The following is a 23,208-nucleotide window of genomic DNA, read 5'->3' as shown; positions in this document are numbered from 1 at the left end:
CAGCCCGGGCGCCCCATCCTGTGCGCCAGCCCGAACTTTTCGGCATCCGCCGGCGCGTCTGTGGGCAGAGGCTCACGGCCAGTTGACGGCCCCCTTGCCTCACGCAAACAAGGTCATAGATCAAGAATAAATGCACCCAGCTGATCAACCTGAGCACAGGGAGAGGATGCACTGAGAGCGAATGCAGCGAGAAACAGATCGTTTCCACAGAGTGCACGGCTGCCCCTTGGGCCTGCCGGTCAACTTTGCTAGGCTGCCTGCCATGCAAAACAGCACACTCAAGGATGCCTGCCGATGTCATCACAACACTTTCAGGGCCGCTTCGAGGTCGAGTTCAAGTACCGGCTGAGCGATGTCGATGCCTTCACCACCGCCCTCGCCGCCCTCAACCCCGAGGTGATGCTGGAAGACAACCAGGAACAGGATAGCTACTTCGACACGCCAGAACATAGCCTGGCCGCAGAGGGCAAGAGCCTGGTGCTCCGCACCATGCAGCCTTCCGGCATCCAGCTCTGGATAGTGAAGGGACCCGAAGCCGATCGCTGCGAGGCCGTCAATATCACGGACGCCGACAAGGCGGCCAGCATGTTACGCACCCTGGGCTACCGGCAGGTACTGGCCATCAGCAAGCGGCGCAGCATCTACTTTGTCGGCCCCTTCCATGTCACCCGGGATCATCTCGAGGGGATCGGTGATTTTGCCGAGCTGGCCATCATGACCGACGATGAAGATCGGTTGGAGGAATACAGAACCGAGTTGGAGCATCTGGCGATAAAGCTGGGCTTGAAGCAGCGAGAATATCGATCATATAAAAAATTATGTGAGCTTAATCAATAAGTTACATCTTTACCTCTGGTATAAAAATCACGCTTTTATCTAAAAATCAAAAAACAACTCATTAAACAAAGGAATGTATTTTGAAGCCCTATCTCAGTGCCCTTTTCTCCTTGCTTGCTGTCGGCTGTAGCTCGACCTATCAACAAGCCGATGTACAAACGATGACCAATAAACTCGATGCCAGTCAGGGGGTACTCATTTCTCAACCCCAAGATGGGTCATATGAAACTACGCAGTATCAGAATTCGGGGCAAATGACGGCCCAGGCAATCTATGCGGCATTTTCCAAGAAGGCTCACAGAGTCGAGATCACGACCCGTTGTCATGGAGACCCTTGCCTGAACACCATTGAACCGACTCAGTTCAGATATTATGTGAAACCCGTCATTCTACATTGGGAGGAACGGGCAACAGAATGGTCTGGAAAACCAGATGTGATTGAAATTCAGGTAGTTATATACGACACCCTGAGCAAGAAGAGCATAGCCAATAGCTCATTCAAGGGAGCAAGCAAATGGGCTACGTTTGGTGGCGATCATCCGCAAGATCTACTGCCGGAACCGACTGAAAAATACGTAAAGGCTCTCTACTGACCATTTTCACCACCGGGACACAACCATGATCGACAAACTCGCCTGGCTGACCTTCCAGGATCAGCAACTGCTCTGTGCCCGCTCCCACGGCAAGGCCATCTACTACATCCCCGGTGGCAAACGTGAGGCAGGAGAGAGCGATGAAGCGGCGCTGGTGCGGGAAATCGAGGAGGAGCTGAGCGTGACCCTGCAAGCCGACACCTTGCGCCTTGCCTGCGAATTCAGCGCCCAGGCCGATGGCAAGCCTGAAGGCGTGCAGGTACGCTTGCGCTGTTACACCGGCGAGGCCAGCGGTACGCCCGTTGCCTCGGCCGAGATCGCCGAGCTGCGCTGGCTGGACAGCCGCCATCTGGCCGAGATCTCCCCCGTCTCCCGCCTGCTGTTTGCCTGGCTGGCAGAGCAGCGTCTCATCCGCTGAGGCATAGCGCAGCGGTGCAAGCGTGATCCGGCGCAACCAACGGGGGCCTTCGGCTTGAAATCGGCGTCAGAAACGGCGAGGCTAACCAGTCATGCGGCAAAACACGGATTCCTTATCTCTGTTTGCCGCACAGCGGCGCAGCCCGCTGTCGTGACCACGTTTGACAAGGACTCTCGATGGACATAGTTGAGGTTGATACCACCCTGGGCATCAAGCCTGCGCTCATCACCCTGCTGCAAGACAGCGTGACCAGCGGCGCCTCCGTGGGATTTTTGCCGCCGCTGACGGAAGAGCAGGGGCTGGGATACTGGCAAGGGATAGAGACGGAGCTGGCGGCAGGCAACCGCCGGCTCTGGGTCGCCTTCGAGCAGCATCAGCTGGTCGGCGCCCTGCAACTGGCGCTCTGTACCAAGGCCAACGGCCGCCACCGGGCCGAGGTGGAGAAACTGATGGTACACAGTCACGCCCGTGGCAAGGGGGTCGGCCGCGCCCTGATGGCGGCCATGGAGCAAGGGGCCAGTGACGCCGGGCGTACCCTGCTGGTGCTCGATACCCGGGTCGGCGACGTGGCATCCAGCCTCTATCGCCAGCTGGGCTATCAGGAGGCAGGCCAGATCCCGGGTTTTGCCCGCAGTGCCGACGGCACCCTGGCGGCTACCCTCTTCTTCTACAAGCAGCTCTGAGTTTCCCCTGCAAAGATGGTCTACGCCCGGCTTCCATAGCGGGCGCATACTGGCCATCGGCACCTCGCAGCCCGCATCTCTTTGCCCCAGACAAACCATCCAACAGGCGATTTGATTAATTTAATCGAGGGATGAACCCCACTCTCCCTTCACCTGATGGCGGACCAGGCGTATGGTGTGGCAGGAAGACCCGTTTGCATACCAACCGGGTGCCACTCACTGCCTTGAGGAATCCTGCATGCCTATCCTGCCTCGTACCGTCACCTCCCCCAAAAAGTTCATCATCGGCCACGACCTTCTGCCCCAACTCCATGATCATGTGAAAGATTTTGGCGACAACGCCCTGCTCGTCAGCGACGAGTTCATCCTGGAGCGGGTGCGCGAAGAGGCGCTGGCCGGCCTGCTGCAAGCGGGCCTGAAGGGGGCGGTCGAGAAGTTCAACTACGAGTGTACCGACATCGAGATCCGCCGCCTTCTGGATATCGCCGAACAGCAGGGCGCCAACGTGATCGTCGGGATCGGTGGCGGCAAGACCCTGGACGTGGCCAAGGCGGTCGCCTTCTACCTGCGCCGCCCCGTGGTGCTGTTCCCCACCATAGCCTCCACCGATGCCCCCTGTACCGCGCTGGCGGTCATTTACAACCAGGCGGGCGAGTTCGAGCGCTATCTGTTCCTGCCCCAGAACCCGGACGTGGTGATCGCCGACACCGCCATCATAGCCGCAGCCCCTACCCGCTTCTTCGCCGCCGGCGTGGGGGATGCGCTGGCCACCTATTTCGAGGCCCGCGCCTGCTATCGGGCCGATGGCATCAACCTGGTGGGCAAGCGCCCCTCCCGCACCGGGCTCGGTCTGGCCCGGCTCTGCTATGAGCTGCTGGGGGAGAACATCGACATGGCGATGGACGCGGTGCGCCATCACGTCACCACACCGGCGCTGGAGCAGATCATCGAGGCCACCATCTACCTGAGCGGGGTCGGCGCCGAGGCCGGTGGTCTGGCGGCGGCCCATGCGGTCAACAACGGCATGTCTGTGGTGCCCGACCTGCACAGGGCCCAGCATGGAGAGAAGGTGGTGTTCGGCCTGCTGACCCAGCTGGTGCTGGAGCGCGCCCCCCAGGCCGAGCTCGACGAGGTGATGCGCATCATCCATGTCGCCGGTCTGCCCATGACGCTGCAGGAGATGGGGCTGACCCGCTTTGTCGAGAGCGAGTGGCGCAAGGTGGCAGCACTTGCCTGCGATCCCCTCGACACCATGGGCAACATGCCCATGGCCGTGAACGAGCAGGATGTCTACGGCGCCATGATCGCGGCCAACGCCATGGCAGAGCGCTATCGGGCCCGCCATCCCCACCATTGATCAATGGATAAAACGCACCCTTGATCAACAACGACAAGGCCAGCCGTGCGGCTGGCCTTGTCTATTGCGTCCCGAACTGCTGGAATGCCCCTTTCCCTCTCAGGACAAGGAGTCACCATGATATTGGAAGTCGCTCATCTGCAGGTCATTCCGGGCCAGGCTGCCGCCTTCGAGCAGGCCTTTGGCCAAGCCCAGGCCATCATCAGCGCCATGCCGGGTTACGCCGGGCACCAGTTGCAGCACTCGCTGACCGATCCCCACCGCTATCTGCTGCTGGTCAGCTGGCAGCGGCTCGAAGATCATACCCAGGGCTTTCGCGGCTCGGTCCAGTACCAGCAATGGAAGGCCCTGCTGCATCACTTCTACGACCCTTTCCCCACGGTGGAACACTATCAGGCGGTGGCACAGTGCCAGGGGACCGGACCAAGACAGGGCGCCGGGATCTCGTAGCAAACCGCCAGGGCCCGCAAGTCACGCTTCCATCCCTCGCAGGGCCTGGCAATGACATGACCAGCTGGCCCAGGCGTGATCACTGGATGGAGAATTATGATGATCACACCACCCTGCTCGCACAGGGAGGCCGCATCAGGCCAGCCGTTCGGCGCGCGCGCTGATCACGGGCTCGGCAAATGCCGACTGCGCCGAAATCAGCTGCAACTCGTAAGCCTGCGCCTGCCAGGTGTGCAGCAGCACAGTGTCCACAGCCGCATTGGTGCGCTCAAACGCCGTCACGGCATCAAAGCCCGCCTGCAGGTTGGCCAGCATCAGGGCACTGATGAGATCCCCCACCCCCACCGGCTGACGGGCAAATTCGTAGAGCGGACGGGCGATCAGGTAATCCCCATCCGGGGTAGCCAAGAGCATCTCGAAGCGACCCGGCTCGCGAGCGGCGCGACCCAGATGCTTGACCAGCACCATCTTCACACCCCGGGCCAGCAACTGATGCGCCGCGGCGCGGGTCTGGGCCAGATCCGCCAGGTGGGTATCGCACAGGGTCTCCAGCTCCAGTAGGTTCGGCGCCATGATATCCGCCGCCGGCAGCGCTTGCTCGGTCAGGAAACGGGTCACGCCAGGGGCAACTATGCAGCCCTTCTCCGGGTGGCCCATGACGGGATCACAGAAATAGATGGCGTCAGGATTGGCCGCCTTGACCGCAGCCACCACGGTCAGGATCTCGTCCCCCTGCTCGGCCGAGCCCAGATAGCCGCTCAGCACGGCGTCGCACCGGCCCAGCACCTCTATATCCCCCAGCCCCTTGCACAGGGCGCTGATGTGACCGGCGGGCATCGCCATCCCCTGCCAGCCTGCCGCGTACTGGGTGTGGTTGGAAAACTGCACCGTGTTGACGGGCCACACCTCCATGCCGAGACGGCGCATGGGAAACACGGCGGCGCTGTTACCGGCACAGCCAAACACCACGTGGGACTGGATAGAGAGAATGCGTTTCATCGACATCACCGCAGAGAAGAGTCAGGGGAAAGGCGCAATATATCGGATGAAGATATTGAACTTCCACTTTTGTGCAGCACAAACCCGTATTTGGTCTTAAAAACTGCCGATCTAAGCTCCATTTGCCAGACCTGCCTCTTTAGCCACCATCGCCCCCGTTTTCCTGCCTTGCCAGATGTTGATTGGATGAGGGGTCGCAGCTTCTGCTTATAAGGTGGCTTCAGCTTCTTGTTTGATGGCATATGAAAACAATAAATCAGCACATGGCGAGGCAAGTGCTGAGGGGAAGAAAATGGGAGCCCGGTGGGCAATCAGTCGATATCAGCGCCCGCCAGCAAGGCATGGCGGGCGCAAAATGGGAAGAGGGCGAGATCCGCTGGAACCATCAGGTCCGCCTTCTGCTCAAGGGCGCGCGAAGTGATAGATCCAACCTTCATCCAGTGTCATGTCGGCAGGCGGCTGTACCAGGGTTGGCAGCAGGGAGACACCCCCTTTGGCGGCGTATTGCAATGCCATCAGGGCGCAGATGGCGGCATCGTAGCGATCCGTGCCCGCCGTCACATCAGCCGGCAGATGGGGTTGCAGCTCGGCCCTGACCGCAGACGCCTTGCCACCCACCTTGGCCAGGGCGGGATAGACCTCCAGCACGGCGCGATCGGCCTCTGGCTGCAGCCTGGGTACCAGTTGCAAGTCCGCCAGCCGGGGCAGCATGGCGAGCGCCAGGGTGGCGTTGTTGCCGAGCCGGTCGAAGGTGGCCGAGAGCGGCTTCTTGCCATATTGCCGGTGCAGCCAGCGCTCGCAGTTGCGATAGGCATAAGGGTTGTCTATCTCCCGCTGGGGCACGACGCACTCGGACGCCCTCCCCGCCAGCAGATCGCCCAGGGCGCGTGGAAATGCCAGCGGCGCATCGATGCCCAACGCCAGTTGCGGGCAAGCCAGCACCTGCATCAGGTTCATCTCGTCCTGCAACGCCGGGCGCAGCAGGGCATCCAGATCCGGCGCCACCCGCGAACTCAGCCGGAACAGGGGTGACACCCCAAACCAGTGCAGGCGCTGCTCGCGCGCCTGCCAGCCCACCACGGCCACCGCCTGGGCATTGCCCTGCCAGCCCCTCACATCCCAGCCGATACCGATGGCGTCCATGTGTTCCATTGTCATGCCCGTGTCACCTCTGCGCGCTATCAATGGAGCACAGGGTAATGGCTGCGTCCCCTAAAGCAAGGCCGGGAGCGCGCCTTAGAAGGATTTCTTGAAATTGATCAGCGGCAGTATGGGGAAAATGCCGTTCTCGGCGTAGTTGGCAAGGCCTATCTGCAACCCGTCCAGATGCTTGGTGGCGTTGATGAAACCCAGCTGGAAGGTGGTGCGCTCGGCATAGTTGACGAAGCCCACGTTGGCCAGGGCATTGCCCTTGGCGATGTTGACGGCGCCCCAGTTCAGGCCCTGCACATTGTTGGTCAGGTTGACGAAGCCAAGGTTGATCCCCTTGTCCTGTCCCTCGTGCCAGTTGACGGCGTTGATGGCTACCCCGTTGAACTGGTGGCGTACCCGTCCGGCGCCGAGGAAGACGCCAAGCTGCAGGCCGCTGAACTGATCCACGTCGGAGAGGGCCAGGATAGGCAGATCTATTCCCTTCACCTGACCGGTGCGGCCGTAGAGAAAGGAGGCTCTGGCGCCTTCGACCTGATGGGAGGCGGGCAGATTGACGCCGGGCAGCGATACCTGGATGGGTGTACTGGCATAGGCGACACCACCCAGGGCAAGGGAGCCGCAGGCAAGCAGCAGGTGGGCAGGTTTCATCGGGGCTTTCCTTAACAATCAGGGAGGGAGCCAGCCTATCAGCACTCGCGTGCGGGAACGAGGCCGGGCAGGCGCTGCTGCGTCATCCCCCGTCTGAATTCATTCGCACAAACTGGACAGACCAGAATCAAACTTTAAGCAAAAATTAACATTTATATTATTTACATCAAGCCTCATTTGGTAACACAATGCCTAAACGTGCGTTTGAACAGAGCAAACGACACGTAACGACTTAAGGATGTAGTCGAACGGATGTAACCGAAGAATGGGCCCATCGGCCTTTTGCAATACCCTTCTGCCAACCACGGAGACACGCGATGAATATGGACGTAATCAAGACCTTTACCGAGCAGATGCAAGGCTTTGCTGCCCCCCTCACCCGTTATAACCAGCTGCTGGCCAGCAACATCGAACAGCTGACCCGGTTGCAGCTGGCCTCCGCCAATGCCTATGCCGAACTGGGATTGAGCCAGTTGCAGGCCGCCGGCAAGGTGCAGGATGCCCAGAGCCTGGCGGCCCTTGGCACAGTGCAGCTGGAGACCGCCAGCCAGCTCTCCCGCCAGATGCTGGATGACATCCAGAAGCTCAATGCGCTGGGTCTGCAGTTCAAGGAAGAGCTGGATACCCTGGCGGCCGACGGCATCAAAAAGAGCACGGGCAAGGCCTGATATCCCCCTGGCTGCCCGCTAAGGGCAGCCACATCTCCCCATGACCCGACACGACAGGCTCGCCCTGTCACGGGTGTGGGTGAAGGAGAGAACATGAGCCAATCATCTTACGGCCCGCTGTTCGAGGCCCTGGCCCACTATAACGACAAGTTGCTGGACATGGCCAAGGCACAGACGGAGCGCACGGCGCAGGCGCTGCTGCAGACCAATCTGGACGATCTGGGCCAGGTACTGGAACAGGGCAGCCAGCAACCCTGGCAACTGATCAATGCCCAGATGAACTGGTGGCAGGATCAGCTCAAGCTGATGCAGCACACCCTGCTCAAAAGCGCAGGCCAGGAGAGCGAGCCGGTGATCACGCCGGAACGCAGCGATCGCCGCTTCAAGGACGACGCCTGGCGCGATCAGCCCCTGTATGACTACCTCAAGCAATCCTATCTGCTGACCGCCAGGCACCTGCTGGCCTCGGTGGATGCGCTGGAAGGGGTACCCCAGAAGAGCCGGGAACGGCTGCGATTTTTCACCCGCCAATACCTCAACGCCATGGCGCCCAGCAATTTTCTGGCCACCAACCCCGAACTGCTCAGACTCACTCTGGAATCCGACGGCCAGAATCTGGTGCGCGGACTGGCCCTGCTGGCCGAGGATCTGGAGCGCAGCGCCGATCAGCTCAACATCCGCCTGACCGACGAGTCCGCCTTCGAACTGGGGCGGGATCTGGCGCTGACGCCGGGCCGGGTGGTGCAGCGCACCGAGCTCTACGAGCTTATCCAGTACAGTCCGACCACGGAGACGGTGGCCAGGACGCCGGTGCTGATAGTGCCGCCCTTCATCAACAAGTACTACATCATGGACATGCGGCCCCAGAACTCCCTGGTCGCCTGGCTGGTCACCCAGGGCCAGACGGTCTTCATGATCTCCTGGCGCAACCCGGGTGTGGAGCAGGCCGATATCGATCTCGACGACTACGTGGTCGATGGGGTGATCGCCGCGCTGGACGGCGTAGAAGCGGCCACCGGTGAACGCGAAGTGCACGGCATAGGTTACTGCATCGGCGGTACAGCCCTCTCCTTGGCCATGGGCTGGCTGGCGGCCCGCCGTCAGAAGCAGCGGGTTCGCTCCGCCACCCTGTTCACCACACTGCTCGATTTCTCCCAGCCGGGAGAACTCGGCATCTTCATCCACGAGCCCATCATAGCGGCGCTGGAGGCCCAGAATGAGGCCAAGGGCATCATGGACGGGCGCCAGCTGGCCGTCTCCTTCAGCCTGCTGCGGGAAAACAGCCTCTACTGGAATTACTACATCGACAGCTACCTCAAGGGCCAGAGCCCGGTGGCGTTCGATCTGCTGCACTGGAACAGCGACAGCACCAACGTGGCCGGCAAGACCCACAACAGCCTGTTGCGTCGCCTCTATCTGGAGAACCAGCTGGTGAAGGGGGAGCTCAAGATCCGCCACACCCGCATCGATCTCGCCAAGGTGAAGACGCCTGTGCTGCTGGTCTCGGCCATGGACGATCACATCGCCCTCTGGCAGGGCACCTGGCAGGGCATGAAGCTGTTTGGCGGCGAACAGCGCTTCATTCTGGCCGAATCGGGTCACATCGCCGGCATCATCAACCCGCCAGCGGCCAACAAGTACGGCTTCTGGCACAGCGATGCGAGCAGTGACACGCCAGCGGCCTGGCTCGAACAGGCCACCCATCAGAGCGGCTCCTGGTGGCCCCAGATGACAGCCTTCATCCAGGCGCGAGAGGAAGAGGCCACGCCCGTGCCCGCCCGCATCCCGAGCGAGGGACTGGAGGCGGCCCCCGGCGGCTACGTCAAGGTGCGGCTCAACCCTGTCTTTGCCAAGACCCCGGAGGAGGAGCCCGCATGAGCACACTCCCCTTTGAGATTGGGCAAAAGGCCAGCCTGACCAAACGATTCGGTGCGACCGAGGTCGAGGCCTTCGCCGGCTTGTCGGAGGATTTCAATCCCCTGCACCTGGACCCGGCCTTTGCCGCCACCACGCCGTTCGAGCGACCCATAGTGCACGGCATGTTGCTGGCCAGCCTCTTCTCTGGGCTGCTGGGCCAGCAGTTGCCCGGCAAGGGCGCCGTCTACCTGGGGCAGAGCCTCGCCTTCAAGCAGCCAGTGTTTGTGGGGGATGAGGTGACGGCCGAGGTGGAGATCATCGCCCTGCGCAGCGACAAGCCCATCATCACCCTGGCCACCCGCATAGTGACGGCGGCCGGGGCCCTCGCCGTGACTGGCGAGGCTGTGGTAAAAGTTGGCTAAGCGCTGATCACCGACCCTCCTTCAGCCCGGCCCCGCCGGGCTGACTTTTATGGTGCAGCCTCATGTTCCACCGCGATGACGGCTGCGGTTGCTGGCCTTGAGCCCTGCCTGCACGTCCAGAAAGAGGTCCAGACGCTCAGTTGCTACCACAATTGCCCTCAGACAGGCTCCCTTGCCCTTTCATTGACGGCCCGAACTGCCTAGAATAACCGCCCTGCTGTTTCAGCCATTCATCCATCTAGAGGATTTCCCATGGAGACGTTTCTGCTCGAAGGCCACCCCTTCGTTGCCTTGTGTGACCTTATCAAGCATCAGGGTTGGGCCGATTGTGGCGGCGCGGCCAAGGCGCTCGTCGCCGACGGTCTGGTGGAAGTGGACGGTCAGGTCGAGACCCGCAAGCGCTGCAAGATAGTCGCCGAGCAAGTGGTCAACTTCAACGGCATGAAGGTGGTGGTGAAAGAAGGCATCAGCCCCGAGATCCTCTGATCCCTGCTTGAATAAGGGCGCCGACGCGCCCTCTCGCATTCAGCTGGCCTTGATCGACAGGGTCAGCACGAAGCGCGCCATCGCCTCATCCCCGTTCAATGACGGGCAGGTGGCCACCACCTGGATGGGGCGATTGATGCGCTGACCGCTCGCCAGCGACTCGTCTATCATGGCGTCGATCTCCTCCCCGGCGGCGCAGTCAAATTGCACGTCCCCCTCGGGCCGCTTCAGAAACTCCCCCTGCACATCCTTGAAGGCGAAGTGCACCTTCTTGCCCCTCGTCCGTCCCTTCTCCATCACCAGCAGGCCGCCCACCAGATCGGCGCCGGTCGCCAATGCGCCAAAATACATGCTGCCCAGGTGGTTGCGGGTGCGCCAGCCAAGGGGAATGCGAATGCGCAGCGCCTTGGCGTCCATCCGTTCGATGACGGGGGCACAAAAGCCGATGACGGGAATATAACGCCAGGCAAACAGCCGCAGCGCCAGATTGGCTTTGAAACGTTGCAAGTCCATATGCGAACTGATCCGATGAGTTGATGTAAACAGCATGTTGCCACGCAACCACCCTGCTCTACAAGGTTGCCGATCACGCTTCTGCTGCTTGTCGGCCAACACAAAAAAGAGGGAACCTCAAGGCTCCCTCTTTTTTGTACGACGGGCCTCTCGATCAGGCCCGCTTCTCTTCCAGCCAGGCCCCCTGGCTCTGCATCTCGAACAGCTGGGCGTAGTGCCCTCCCTGCACCATCAGCTCGCCATGAGTGCCCCGCTCATTCACCTGGCCACGGGAGAGCAGCAGGATCTCGTCGGCATCGACTATGGTCGAGAGCCGGTGGGCAATGGCGATGGTGGTACGGCCACGGCGGGCAGCCGAGAGCGCCTGGGAGAGCGCCAGCTCGGTCTGGGAGTCCACGCTGGCGGTGGCCTCATCCAGAATGAGGATGCGCGGATCCCCTACCAGAGCGCGGGCAAAGGAGAGCAGCTGACGTTGACCGGCGGAAAGGTTCTTGCCCCCCTCCTCCATCAGGGTGCTCAGGCCCTCCGGCAGGCTCAGCACGAAATCGGCCAGCTGTACTTCGGTCAGCGCCTGCCAGAGGCGCGCCTCGTCGATGCCGTCACGGCCGAGCCGCAGGTTCTCCGCCAAAGTCCCAACGAAGATAAAGGGATCCTGCTGCACCAAGCCTATGCTGCGCCGCACCGCCGAGAGCGACAGGCCCTCCATGGGGTGATCATCGAAACGAATGGTGCCCTGATCCAGCGGATAGAAGCCCATCAGCAGGCTGATGATGGTGGACTTGCCACTGCCGGTGTGGCCCACCAGCGCCAGCATCTGGCCGGGGTGCACGGCAAAGCTCACCTCGCGCAGCACCTGTTGCTGGCCATCGTAGGAGAAGCTCACCTTGTCAAAGCTGACCCGCCCCTGCAAAGACTGGCTCTCGCCCTCCGTGCTCTCGCGGGGCTCGTCGAGCAGGGCAAATACCCGCTCCCCGGCCACCATGGCCTGTTGCAACTGGTTGAGCTGGTTGGTCATCTCGATCAGCGGCTCTATCATGCGCCCCAGATAGCTGATGAAGGCATAGAGCACCCCCACCTGGATGGCGCCACTTGCACTCAAGCCCTCGCGGGCAAACAGGGCCAACAAGCCGATCAGCACCATCATGTAGAACAAGTCGATGAGGGGGCGCAGCAGAATGCCGTTGATCTTGAGGCTCTTGAGCCGCGCCGACCAGTGCTGCTGATTCACCTCGGCAAAGGCGTTGGCGAAGTGGCGCTCCTGCACCATGGCCTGGATCACCGGCATCCCCTGCAGCGATTCGTTGAGACGGCTGTTGATCTCGGACAGCAGGCTGCGGGTCGCCCGCACCACGGGCACGCTCAGTTTCTGGTAGAGCCACATCACAGCCGCCACTGCCGGCAACAGGCAGGCGCACACCAGCATCAGCCGCAGATCCAGCAGGGCCATGGAGATGAGGATGCCGCACAGCAGCACCACCTTTTGCACCAGCAGGCCTATCACCTGCACGTAGAGGTTCATGATTGCCTCGGTGTCGTTGGTGATGCGGGAGATGAGCGAGCCCGAGCGATGCTGGTCAAAATAACGGGCCGGCAACCGGATGGCGGTGGCAAACACCTGCTCACGCAAGCGCTGCACCACAGCCTGGGCAATGCGGTTGAAGCGCAGGGATTGCAGGTAGAAACCCGCCGCCGAGAGCACCTGCAGGCCGAGATACCCGGCCGCGATGGCGGCGATGGCGGGCCACACCAGCTGGCGCGGCGCCAGGTAGTCATCGATGAAGAGCTTGATGAGCAGGGGGCCCGCCACTTCGGCACCTGTCGCCAGCAGTAGACAGATCCCGGCCTGGATCAGCCAGCGCGGGTAACGGGCGCAATAAGCGAGCAGGCGTTTAATCGTTGGATTCACAGACTTGCCTCCAGTGCAGCGCTTTTGCTCCCTTCTCCCCTTGCGGGAGAAGGGTTGGGGATGAGGGGAACCACTCGTCTAATCATCACACTCACAGGCTCTCCTCCACGTCTTGTTCCAGCCGCTGATAGCGAACCATGTCTGCGTACCAGCCGTTGTGAGCCATCAGGGCGCCATGGCGACCCCGCTCGCTGACGCGCCCCTGCTCCAGCACCAGGATCTCGTCGGCCTGCTCCACCGCCGTCATGCGGTGGCTGACCAGGATAAGCGTCCGTCTATGGGTCTTGAGGGCCTGCAGTATCTGCTGCTCGGTATGGGCATCCACCGCCGACAGGGCATCGTCCAGCACCAGGATAGGTCCCTCCAGCAGCAGGGCGCGGGCAATGGCGAGCCGCTGCTTCTGGCCGCCGGAAAGGGTCACCCCCTTCTCCCCCACTTCGGTCTCATAGCCCCTGGGGAAGCGGCTGATATCGTCATGCACACAGGCAATGCGCGCCACCTGCTCTATCTCCTCCGAACTGGCGTCTGGCCGGCCTAGGGCTATGTTGGCGGCTATGGTGGTGGAGAACAAAAACGGCTCCTGCGGCACATAGGCAAACTGGCCACGCAGCTCGCCAAGGGCCAGCTGCGCTATGGGCACGGCGCCCATGCTGAGCTCGCCTGCAGTGGGGTTGGCGAGGCGCATCAGCAACTTGAGCAAGGAACTTTTGCCCGCCCCCGTGCGACCCACCACCCCCAGCATGCCGCCGCTGTGCAGGGTGAAATCGATATTGCGCAACAGGGTGCGCTGCTCCAGCTGGTAGCTCACCCCCTTGGCCTGGAGCGGGAAGGCGGAGACAAACACCGCTGGCTCAGCCGGTTCTTCGATGTCGCTGCGCTCAGCCAGCAGGCTCTCGATGCGCGAGTAGGCGGCGCTGCCCCGCTCTATGATGTTGAACAGCCAGGCGATGGCAAACATGGGCCAGATGAGCTGGCCCAGATACATGGTGAAACTGGTGAGCTCCCCCAGGGTCAGCTCGCCACGCACCACCAGCACGCTGCCACCGGCAACGGCGAGAAAGTAGGAGCAACCGATACAGAGATAGATGACGGGGTCAAACTTGGCATCGATGCGGGCCACCGCCATGTTGCACGCCCCCGCCTGCCGGGTCAGCTCGGCAAAGCCCTTGTCCTCCAGGGATTCAACCGCATAGGACTTGAGCACCCGCACGCCGGAGAGCGCCTCCTGGGTCTTGTTGTTGAGACGGGAGAAGGCCCCCTGCGCCGCCTTGAACTCCTTGTAGATCTGGGTGCCAAAGCGGTTCATGAAGAACGCCATCACCGGCAGGGGCAGCAGGGAGAGCAGCGTCAGCTGCCAGGAGTACTGGCTGCACATGATGGAGAGCACCAGCACCCCGACTATGATGGAGTCCACCAGGGTCAACACCCCTTCCCCGGCCGTCATCTCCACCGCCTGGATGTCGTTGGTGGCGTGGGCCATCAGATCGCCGGTGCGGTGACGCTGATAAAAATCGGGGCTCATGCGGGTAAAGTGGCTGAACAGGCGATTGCGCAGCACATAGGCCAGCCGGTAAGAGGCGCCAAACAGCATGACCCGCCACACGTAGCGCAGCAGATAGATGAGCAGACCCAGCACAAACAACCCCGCCAGATAGCCTATCAGGGTGTCGTTGTCGAGAGAGCCTTTGGCAATGCCATCCACCACCCAGCCCACCACCTTGGGCGGGATCACGGTCAACAGGGCCACCATCATCAGCAGCGAGATGGCGACCAGATAACGCCGCCACTGCTCCTTGAAGAACCAGCCCAGCCTTGAGAATACGCTCACGTAGATATCCTTTGTCGCGATCAGCCAGAAGCTGCCGCCCGTCACGGGGTAACGCAATGCAATCGCCCCCAGAAGGGGGCGATACGAGATGGCCATGATAGCCTGAAGTGGCTGGCTTGAGAATAATTGCTATTTATCCCGTCACAATAAGCGATCGTCTCGCTGTGCAAAGGGAGTGTATGGCGTTTCCTGCTGTTCACCGGTCAACAAGAAGTGGGACACCTCATCCCGAGTCAGACTGAATACACGCTGCAATTGCTCCAGATCCGGCTCGGTCAGCTCTTCATTCTGGCGCAGGCGCCACTCCAGATCACCCGCCATGATCTGCAGGCGGGAGGCCGAAATATTGGCCGACACCCCCTTCAGGGTATGCAGCAACCGGCAGGCGATGTCGGGCTGCTGGCGGCGCAGGGCGGAGCGGATCTCCCACAAGTCATCCTTGTGCTCGGACATGAACAGCTTGAACAGGATCTGCAGCGCCTCCTTGTCCTGCTCCAGCCGTTTGAGGGCATCCTCCAGATCCAGCACCCCCATCAAATCCGGCGGCTTCACCTCCAGCGGTACCCGGCATTCGCCGCTGGCACTCTTCACCCACTGCAGCAGGTTGTTGTAGAGATCCAGCTTGCTGACCGGCTTGGTGACATAGCCATTCATGCCGACCCCGAGACAACGCTCACGATCACCGGGCATGGCGCTGGCGGTGAGCGCTATGATGGGAACGTCGTGCTTGTCCACCATCTTGCGGATCTGGCGGGTCGCATCCAGGCCGTCGAGCACCGGCATCTGCAAGTCCATCAGGATCACGTCGAACGGCTGCTCGGAGACCCGCTCGACCGCCTCGCGGCCATTGCCGACCACGGTCACCACGGCATCCACCCGGCGCAGGTATTCGATGATGAGCTGCTGATTGACCCGATTGTCCTCCGCCAGCAAGACCCGGACGCCTTGCAACAGCTCACGGAAGTGTTGCTGATCCCCCTGGGCTTCTGCCTGGCGGATCTGCTGATCGTGGGAGCTGCCATTGAGCAGCTCGTCCACCTTGGCCAGCAGGGCATTCTCCGTCATGGGTTTGGCCAGGAAGTGGGTCAGCCCCATGCTCTCCATGCGCCCGTGCAGCCCCTCCTTGGCCCAGGCGCTGGTCATCAGTATGGGCAGGCGCCGCCACTGGCTGTGCTGGTACATCTCGAGGGCCAGATCCAGGCCATCCTCCTGCCCCATACGCCAGTCCAGAATGGCCAGCCGTATGCTCTGGCCCTCCTCGCGCAGCACCTGACGAGCCCGGGAGAGGCTGTTGACCGCCACCACCCGGACACCGGCACGGCCGAGAATGTCCTTGGCCAGATCCAGCACAAGTTCATTGTCATCCATCACCAGAATGAGCGGTTGATGCTCGAAGAAGACCCGACGACCGGACACCCCATAGACGGCCTTGGTCATGGGGATCTCGAACTGGAACACTGAGCCGGAGCCCGGCTTGCTCTGTACCGTGATCCGCCCCCCCATCAGCTCGACCAGACGCTGGGAGATGTTGAGACCAAGGCCGGATCCCCCGTATTTTCGGGTGTTGCCCGCCTCCAGCTGGGTGAAGGGCTGGAACAGCTGGGCCTGTTTCTCCTCGGCGATGCCGATCCCGGTATCCCGCACGCTGAAACGCACCCGCATGGGGTGCTGGTTGACCAGGGTGATGGCCACTTCCACCTCTCCCCGCTCGGTAAACTTGATGGCGTTGTTGACCAGATTGACCAGCACCTGACCGAGTCGCAGCGGATCGCCGCGCAGGAAGTCGGGCACGGCCGGTGACTTGTTGATGATGACCTCGACCTGCTTGCGCTCGGCCAGATCGGCAAACATGCCGGCGAGCGAATCTATCTGCTCGCTCAGATCAAAGTCGATCTCTTCCAGGGTCAGCTTGCCGGACTCGACCTTGGTCAGATCCAGAATGTCGTTGATAAGCAGCAACAGGGTGTCTGACGAAGACTTGATCTTGCTGAGGTAATCCCGCTGCTGCTGATCCAGCTCGGTCTGCAGCGCCAGCGAACTGAAGCCTATGATGGCGTTCATGGGGGTGCGGATCTCGTGGCTCATGTTGGCCAGAAAATCGCTTTTCGCCTGGGCCAGCAAGCCGGTCTGACGCGACAGCTCGCTCAGCTTCTGGTTGCGACGCCACAGGGTGACGGCCACCAGTGCGAAACAGAGCATGGCGCCCCCCAGCACGATCAGATAGAAACGGCTCTTGAGGGAGGAGGCCTGGTCCATCTTGCTCTGCTTCCAGACCGACAAGCCATCGAGCTCATGCATGTCGATGACCTGGTTGCGCAGCACGTGGTAGTCCACCACCTGGTGGCTGACGTCTTCGCTCAACTGGGCGAGACCGGCCACCTCGGGGTGTGACGGATAGGCCGTCTTGAGCCGTTGTTGCAGTTTTTGCAGCTGCTTCTGCTCGCCCTTGTCCCAGCTGCGCTTGAGGTAGTGGCTGAGTTGCGCCAGCTCGGTCAGGTCGATGGCCAGGGGGGCATCGGCCGGCAGGGTCGCCAGCAAGGCATTGAGCTGTTTTTGAAACGGCTGCTCTATGTACTCGATGGCCATCTCCATGGAGTAGAGTTTGGCCAAGTCCAGCAGGTAGCTGTCGATGTCGTGCAGCAGGGATTGGGAGTGGGGATTCTCAGCGGCGTCGGGGTCATTGCGCACCTGGCGCACGAAGCTGTCGAGGTTGCTCGACAGCTGGTTGAGACGCTGCTGAACATTGCCATCATTGGCCTTCTCCCGCCCCAGCAGATAGACGGTATCCGTGTTGACCCGGTTGAGGATCAACTCCGCCGCCACGCTGAGTTCGGAGGCCTTCTGCTGCTGACTGAGCAGTTGCCAGCAATAACCGGAGAATGCCAGCAGCGATACGATGATCAGGCTCAGGACAACACGATTGACCCGTGTCACATTATTCATCCCGTCTCGATTCTCATGTCATGGCCGTGTATCCGCCGACAGAATGCCGAAACCGGATCACTGGCTGTGAAAGATAACTGACTGCTATGTTACCGTTACTCGGCCCTGTCAGTGCAATAAAGATGTTGCAGGGCTTATGCATACAGGAATCAATTATGTCATTTATCACTACCTATTGTAGTCATTGCTTCACCAGGAACCGCCTGCCTGACGAAAAATTGGATTCAAACGCGAAGTGTGGCCGCTGCAAGGCACCGCTGTTTGGCATCACGCCCGTCACGGGTCGCGAGCAACAGTTCGATACCCTGATCCAATCTGACCTTCCGGTCGTGGTCGACTTCTGGGCCAGCTGGTGCGGACCATGCATACAATTTTCACCCATTTTTCAACAAGTTGCCAGTGAGCTTGAACCAAATATTCGCTTTGTCAAAGTCGATACCGAGCAGCAGCAAGCCATCGCGGCCCGCTACGCCATCCGCAGCATCCCCACCCTGATGGTGTTCAAGCAGGGCAAGATGGTGGCGCAGCGCAGCGGCTCCCTGCCCAAGAGCCTGTTCAAGGAGTGGCTGGCCTCCTTCATTCCCCCCGCCAAATGATGCCCAGATGTTTAATTTGTGTTTATTTAATGTTTTTATTTGCCTTGACTCTGTGAGTTCCGGCATGCTTTGACGACTTCCCCCTGTTTCAAACAGGGGGATAAATGTAATCTCGGCAACACAACAACAACCATAAATTAACCGAGAGAACATTATGCACACATCTGCTGTACCCTCCGCTCCCTCATCTCGCTGGCTCGACATCAAATCCGGGATCGTCATCCTGGATGTGCTGCTGCTCTGCGCCATGCTGGCCTGGCTGCCGTTTGATCCCATGGTCAACAAGGGGCTGGGCATTCTGGTCTTCATCGCCATTCTCTGGCTGACCGAAGCCCTGCACGTGACCATCACGGCCCTGCTGGTGCCCCTGCTGGCAACCGTGCTCGGGGTGTTTGACATGAGCAAGTCCCTCACCGACTTTGCCAACCCCATCCTGTTCCTGTTCTTCGGGGGCTTCGCCCTCGCGGCGGCCCTCTCCAAACAGGGGCTGGACACCCTGATGGCGGGCAAGGTAATGCACCTGGCCAACGGCCATCTGGGCTGGGGCGTCATACTGTTGTTCACCATCACGGCCGCCATGTCCATGTGGATCAGCAACACCGCCACCACCGCCATGATGCTGCCACTGGCCATCGGCATGCTGACGCGGCTCGACAGCCAGAAAGATCGCGCCACTTTCGTCTTCGTGCTGCTGGGGATTGCCTACAGCGCCAGCATTGGCGGCATAGGCACCCTGGTCGGCAGCCCGCCCAACGCCATCGCTGCCGCCCAGATGGGCATTGGCTTCACCGACTGGATGAAATTCGGCATCCCTGTGGTGCTGATCCTGATGCCCTGCGGCATTGCCCTCCTCTATCTGGTCACCCGCCCGCAGCTCAACCACAGGGTCGAGATCCAGGATGTCACCATCAACTGGACTCGTGAACGCAAGGTCACGCTGGCCATCTTCCTGACCACAGTGGTGCTCTGGATCGGCTCGCAGCCCATCTCCAACGCCTTTGGCGGCATACCTCAACTCGATACACTGATCGCCATGGGTGCCATCATCGCCATCGTGGTCAGCCGCGTCGCCAGCTGGGATGACGTCAACCAGAACACCGACTGGGGCGTGCTGATGCTGTTTGGCGGCGGCCTGACTCTGAGCGCCATCCTCAAGGCCACCGGTACCAGCGCCTTCCTGGCCAGCCACTTGTCGGCCGTGCTCTCCCATGCCGACATCTTCATCGTTTTGCTGATGCTGGCGGCCTTCGTGGTATTCCTGACCGAGCTGGTCTCCAATACCGCCACCGCCGCCCTGCTGATCCCGCTGTTTGCCGGGGTGGCCGAGGCGCTGGGCGTCTCCCCCATCGTCATGGCGGTGCTGATCGCCATCGGTGCCTCCTGCGCCTTCATGCTGCCGGTGGCCACCCCGCCCAACGCCATCGTCTTCGCCAGCGGCCATATCCGCCAGCGTGAGATGATGCGGGCCGGGATGGCACTGAACGTCGTGTTCACCGTGCTGCTGGCCGGGCTTGCCTACTTTGTCGGCGACATTCTCTGATCCGCTGACTCGCCCCCAGCAAAAAGCCCTCGCAATGCGAGGGCTTTTTCATATCCAGAGGGGGATCAACCCGCGATGTTGCAGCTCTTGAGGTTCCAGATCCGATCCACGTAATCCTGGATGGAGCGGTCGGAGTTGAACTTGCCCATGGTGGCCGAGTTGATGATGGCCTTCTTGGCCCAGAGCGCCGGATCCCGATACCAGGTATCGATCAGCTTGTGCGCTTCGGAGTAGGAGGCAAAATCGGCCAGGGTCAGGTAGGGATCGCCCCCTTCCAGCAAGGAGCGCTTGATGGAGGAGAGTTCGCCCGGACGACCCGGCGTGAAGTAATCGGTATCGAACCAGTCCAGCACGGCCTTGAGCTCGGAGTTGGCATAGTAGAAGTCATACGGGTTGTAGCCGCGCCCCTTCAATGCCTTCACCTCGTCCACGTTCAGACCGAAGATGGCGCAGTTTTCGGCACCTGCCTCTTCCGCTATCTCTATGTTGGCCCCATCCAGCGTGCCTATGGTGATGGCGCCGTTCAGTGCCATCTTCATGTTGCCGGTACCGGAGGCTTCGTAACCGGCGGTGGAGATCTGCTCGGACACATCGGCGGCCGGGATCAGCTTCTCGGCCAGGCTGACGCGGTAGTTCGGCATGAACACCACCTTCAGCTTGCCCTGGATGCGGGCATCGTTGTTGACCCGCTCCGCCAGCTTGTTGATGGCGTAGATGATGTCTTTGGCCAGCTTGTAACCGGGCGCCGCCTTGGAGCCGAAGATGAACACACGCGGGTGCATGTCATAATCGGGGTTCGCCAGCAGGCGACGGTAGAGCGCCATGATGTGGATGAGGTTCAGCTGTTGACGCTTGTATTCGTGCAGACGCTTGATCTGGACGTCAAAGATCGCCTCGGCGCTCACATCAATACCGGTTTCGGCCTTGATGACCTTGACCAGCTTCTCCTTGTTATGACGCTTGATGGTCATGAACTGCTGCTGGAACGCCTTGTCGTCGGCAAACTTGGTGACGGCGCGCAGCTTGTCGAGCTGCAGCGGCCACTCCTTGCCCACCACTTCGTTGTAGAGCTCGGCCAGCTCGGGGTTGCAGGCCAGCAGCCAGCGACGGGGGGTCACGCCGTTGGTGACGTTGCACATCTTCTCTGGCCACAGCTCGGCATACTCGGGGAAGAGATCCTCTTTCACCAGCTTGGAGTGGATCTCGGCCACGCCGTTCACCTTGGAAGAGCCGACCACGCACAGGTTGCCCATGCGTACCTTGCGCACGTCCCCTTCTTCTATGATGGAGAGCTTGGCCTTGATGGCATCGTTGCCTGGCCACTTGGGTTCGACCAGCTCGCTCAGGAAGCGGGCGTTGATCTCGTAGATCACCTCAAGGTGACGGGGCAGCACCTTCTCGAACAGGCTGACGGACCACTTCTCCAGCGCTTCCGGCAGCAGGGTGTGGTTGGTGTAGGAGAAGACCCGATAGCAGATGGCCCAGGCGGCATCCCAGTTCAAGTCTTCCTCATCCACCAGCACTCGCATCAGCTCGGGGATGGCCACGGTCGGGTGGGTATCGTTGAGCTGAATGGCGATCTGGGCGGCAAAGTTGCTGAAATCCGAGCCATGCACCCGCTTGTAGCGACGCATGATGTCCTTGATGGAGCAGGCGCAGAAGAAGTACTGCTGGATCAGGCGCAGCTCTTTACCTGCATCTGTCTCATCGTTCGGATAGAGCACCTTGGAGATGGTCTCGGCCTGGGCTTTCTCGGCCTGGGAGTCGATGTAACCACCGGCGTTGAACACGTCCCAGTCAAAAAACTCGGAGGCGCGAGATTCCCACAGGCGCAGTATGTTGACGGTATGGCCACCAAAGCCCACCACAGGGATATCCCAAGGCACCCCTTTGATCTTGCGCCCGGCGTGCCATACCTTCTTCAGGCCGCCGTTGTCACCAAACACGGTTTCCACATAACCGTAGAGCGGTATCTCCTGCACGGATTCCGGACGGCAGATCTCCCAGGGGTTGCCATATTCGCGCCAGGAGTCCGGACGCTCTATCTGACGACCATCCTGGATCTCCTGACGGAACAGGCCGTGCTCGTAATGGATGCCGTAACCGACGGCCGGGTAGTTCAGGGTCGCCAGCGAATCGATGAAGCAGGCGGCCAGGCGGCCAAGGCCACCGTTGCCGAGCGCCATGTCCGGCTCTTGTTCACACAGGTCGGTCAGTTCCAGACCGAGTTCACCCAACGCCTCTTCACACACTTTGTACAAGGAGAGGTTGTGCAGGTTGTTGGAGGTCAAACGCCCCATCAGGAATTCAGCAGAGAGATAGTGAATCGCACGAGTATCTTTCTTGAAATGAGTCTGCTGAGTGCGGGTCAGGCGCTCGTACACCTGTTCGTTGACGGCGGCTGCGGTCGCTTTCCACCACGCTTCTGGCGAGGCTTTCTGTTCGCTTGTACCCAAGGTAGAACGCAGGTGACGCACGATACTCGCCTTGAGCTGATCTTTATCCAGTTGGAGATCCTGGTCTGTCTTCTTCTTGGTAGCCATAAACCATTTCCTTCGTTACAGAATAATAAAATTGTTATCCCATCAGGGACCGGTGCTGTTGTTATCTCAGAATATGTTCCGGCGTGGGCATACTAGCTAAAGCCGATGGTTGAAAAGTTAACGCAAGTCACACTTTAACGCATAAAAATGACAGTTCAAGCTTGAAAACCCTTTCCTGAAACTTATTAAGCAAGAACACTCATTCCATTTAAAATCAGCAACTTAACAAACTCATGCAAATATAAATCCGTGAATAGGTTTTCAATCATTGCCAAGTACTGAAAATCCATGAAAATAACTGAAAATACAGCGCACATTGAAATCGTTTTCAATGTGCGCTGTTCATGGGACCAGACTGACGATGTCCTGTGATGGCTATATCCCCTTTAACCATGCGCCTTGAACTGATTGCTCATGGGGTCGTAGTGATAGCCTATCTGCAATAAACGGGTCGCGAGCTGATCCTCCGTCATGTCGTAATAGGCCAATAACTCCTCCAGACCATCGCACTCCAGCCGCAGCTTCTCATTGATGATCCCGAGCAGGATATTGGCATCCAGTCGTTGCAAGGTGCTGACGTCCATCCTCATCTCTCCTCTTCACAAACCGACTGTATAACCATGAGCGCCTGCTCCCGCTTTGTCCATAGCCTAAAAAACACCCACACCCAGATACAAGTAAATATTCATTAAAATCAATATGATGAACATTAACCCTGTCGATCAGATCACATTTTTGACCATAAATGGCTTGTCACTGGTGTGAGTTA

Annotated in this window: 21 protein-coding genes; 12 read left to right on the top strand and 9 right to left on the bottom strand. The window is 60.2% G+C overall.

Going from position 1 to position 23,208, the window contains the following annotated elements:
* Positions 1–294: 294 nt before the first annotated feature.
* The 6 genes from cyaB to AACQ95_RS16990 all read left to right on the top strand — a co-directional run bounded on the left by cyaB (position 295) and on the right by AACQ95_RS16990 (position 4,338).
* Positions 295–837: a class IV adenylate cyclase gene (cyaB, locus tag AACQ95_RS17015; RefSeq protein WP_098983966.1), complete on the top strand. Its 543-nt coding sequence runs from the start codon at positions 295–297 to the stop codon at positions 835–837.
* Between the two features lie 80 nt (positions 838–917).
* Positions 918–1,430, top strand: coding sequence for a DUF4823 domain-containing protein (locus tag AACQ95_RS17010; RefSeq protein WP_098983965.1), 513 nt, complete (start codon positions 918–920; stop codon positions 1,428–1,430).
* 25 nt (positions 1,431–1,455) lie between these two features.
* The gene (locus AACQ95_RS17005; RefSeq protein ID WP_043139146.1) at positions 1,456–1,848 is read left to right on the top strand and encodes an NUDIX hydrolase; all 393 of its coding nucleotides are present in this window, start codon (positions 1,456–1,458) and stop codon (positions 1,846–1,848) included.
* 176 nt (positions 1,849–2,024) lie between these two features.
* Positions 2,025–2,531, top strand: coding sequence for a GNAT family N-acetyltransferase (locus AACQ95_RS17000; protein WP_241279143.1), 507 nt, complete (start codon positions 2,025–2,027; stop codon positions 2,529–2,531).
* A gap of 238 nt (positions 2,532–2,769) precedes the next feature.
* Positions 2,770–3,888 carry a glycerol dehydrogenase gene (locus AACQ95_RS16995; RefSeq protein WP_241279142.1) on the top strand — a complete coding sequence of 373 codons (1,119 nt, stop codon included), beginning with the start codon at positions 2,770–2,772 and terminating at the stop codon, positions 3,886–3,888.
* 117 nt (positions 3,889–4,005) lie between these two features.
* Positions 4,006–4,338: an antibiotic biosynthesis monooxygenase family protein gene (locus AACQ95_RS16990; protein WP_241279141.1), complete on the top strand. Its 333-nt coding sequence runs from the start codon at positions 4,006–4,008 to the stop codon at positions 4,336–4,338.
* A 135-nt stretch (positions 4,339–4,473) separates the two neighbouring features.
* On the opposite strand, the gene pdxY is transcribed toward AACQ95_RS16990, so the two are convergent.
* From pdxY to AACQ95_RS16975, 3 genes are all read right to left on the bottom strand, one after another.
* Positions 4,474–5,337, bottom strand: a complete 864-nt coding sequence (pdxY, locus tag AACQ95_RS16985) for a pyridoxal kinase PdxY (RefSeq protein ID WP_241279140.1) — start codon at positions 5,335–5,337, stop codon at positions 4,474–4,476.
* A gap of 402 nt (positions 5,338–5,739) precedes the next feature.
* Entirely contained in the window at positions 5,740–6,495 is a 756-nt protein-coding gene (locus AACQ95_RS16980) for a DUF429 domain-containing protein (RefSeq protein WP_241279139.1), read from the bottom strand.
* A gap of 78 nt (positions 6,496–6,573) precedes the next feature.
* Positions 6,574–7,137: a VC2662 family protein gene (locus AACQ95_RS16975; protein ID WP_241279138.1), complete on the bottom strand. Its 564-nt coding sequence runs from the start codon at positions 7,135–7,137 to the stop codon at positions 6,574–6,576.
* A 317-nt stretch (positions 7,138–7,454) separates the two neighbouring features.
* Here AACQ95_RS16975 and AACQ95_RS16970 point away from each other — a divergent pair, with 317 nt between their 5' ends.
* The 4 genes from AACQ95_RS16970 to ybcJ all read left to right on the top strand — a co-directional run bounded on the left by AACQ95_RS16970 (position 7,455) and on the right by ybcJ (position 10,570).
* On the top strand, positions 7,455–7,805 hold the full coding sequence (locus AACQ95_RS16970) for a phasin family protein (protein ID WP_043139134.1): 351 nt from the start codon (positions 7,455–7,457) through the stop codon (positions 7,803–7,805).
* 93 nt (positions 7,806–7,898) lie between these two features.
* On the top strand, positions 7,899–9,683 hold the full coding sequence (locus tag AACQ95_RS16965; RefSeq protein ID WP_241279137.1) for a class I poly(R)-hydroxyalkanoic acid synthase: 1,785 nt from the start codon (positions 7,899–7,901) through the stop codon (positions 9,681–9,683).
* Complete coding sequence (locus AACQ95_RS16960; RefSeq protein ID WP_103470672.1) at positions 9,680–10,084, top strand: MaoC family dehydratase; 405 nt, start codon at positions 9,680–9,682, stop codon at positions 10,082–10,084. Before AACQ95_RS16965 ends, AACQ95_RS16960 begins: the two co-directional genes overlap by 4 nt.
* Before the next feature lie 252 nt (positions 10,085–10,336).
* Positions 10,337–10,570, top strand: a complete 234-nt coding sequence (gene ybcJ, locus AACQ95_RS16955; protein ID WP_043557754.1) for a ribosome-associated protein YbcJ — start codon at positions 10,337–10,339, stop codon at positions 10,568–10,570.
* Positions 10,571–10,609: 39 nt separating this feature from the next.
* Here the strand turns inward: ybcJ and AACQ95_RS16950 are convergent, their stop codons facing one another.
* The 4 genes from AACQ95_RS16950 to AACQ95_RS16935 form a co-directional block, all read right to left on the bottom strand.
* Positions 10,610–11,083 carry a DUF4442 domain-containing protein gene (locus AACQ95_RS16950; protein ID WP_043557753.1) on the bottom strand — a complete coding sequence of 158 codons (474 nt, stop codon included), beginning with the start codon at positions 11,081–11,083 and terminating at the stop codon, positions 10,610–10,612.
* Between the two features lie 154 nt (positions 11,084–11,237).
* A complete protein-coding gene (locus tag AACQ95_RS16945) occupies positions 11,238–12,989 on the bottom strand; it encodes an ABC transporter transmembrane domain-containing protein (RefSeq protein ID WP_241279136.1) in 1,752 nt (583 codons plus the stop codon).
* 91 nt (positions 12,990–13,080) lie between these two features.
* Entirely contained in the window at positions 13,081–14,817 is a 1,737-nt protein-coding gene (locus AACQ95_RS16940) for an ABC transporter transmembrane domain-containing protein (RefSeq protein ID WP_241279135.1), read from the bottom strand.
* A gap of 141 nt (positions 14,818–14,958) precedes the next feature.
* Positions 14,959–17,760 (bottom strand): response regulator, encoded by a 2,802-nt coding sequence (locus tag AACQ95_RS16935; protein WP_241279134.1) that lies wholly within the window; start codon positions 17,758–17,760, stop codon positions 14,959–14,961.
* Between the two features lie 155 nt (positions 17,761–17,915).
* Here AACQ95_RS16935 and trxC point away from each other — a divergent pair, with 155 nt between their 5' ends.
* Positions 17,916–18,356: a thioredoxin TrxC gene (gene trxC, locus AACQ95_RS16930; protein WP_098983954.1), complete on the top strand. Its 441-nt coding sequence runs from the start codon at positions 17,916–17,918 to the stop codon at positions 18,354–18,356.
* Positions 18,357–18,510: 154 nt separating this feature from the next.
* Positions 18,511–19,896, top strand: a complete 1,386-nt coding sequence (locus AACQ95_RS16925) for an SLC13 family permease (RefSeq protein WP_043139114.1) — start codon at positions 18,511–18,513, stop codon at positions 19,894–19,896.
* 65 nt (positions 19,897–19,961) lie between these two features.
* Here AACQ95_RS16925 and AACQ95_RS16920 read toward each other — a convergent pair whose 3' ends face one another.
* The gene (locus AACQ95_RS16920; protein WP_043139112.1) at positions 19,962–22,439 is read right to left on the bottom strand and encodes a glycogen/starch/alpha-glucan phosphorylase; all 2,478 of its coding nucleotides are present in this window, start codon (positions 22,437–22,439) and stop codon (positions 19,962–19,964) included.
* Between the two features lie 386 nt (positions 22,440–22,825).
* On the bottom strand, positions 22,826–23,023 hold the full coding sequence (locus AACQ95_RS16915; protein WP_005300391.1) for a DUF4250 domain-containing protein: 198 nt from the start codon (positions 23,021–23,023) through the stop codon (positions 22,826–22,828).
* Positions 23,024–23,208 lie beyond the last annotated feature (185 nt).

The organism is Aeromonas sp. MR19 (genome assembly GCF_963899305.1).
Taxonomy (GTDB): domain Bacteria; phylum Pseudomonadota; class Gammaproteobacteria; order Enterobacterales; family Aeromonadaceae; genus Aeromonas; species Aeromonas bestiarum.
This window is presented reverse-complemented; position numbering and strand designations above follow the sequence as displayed.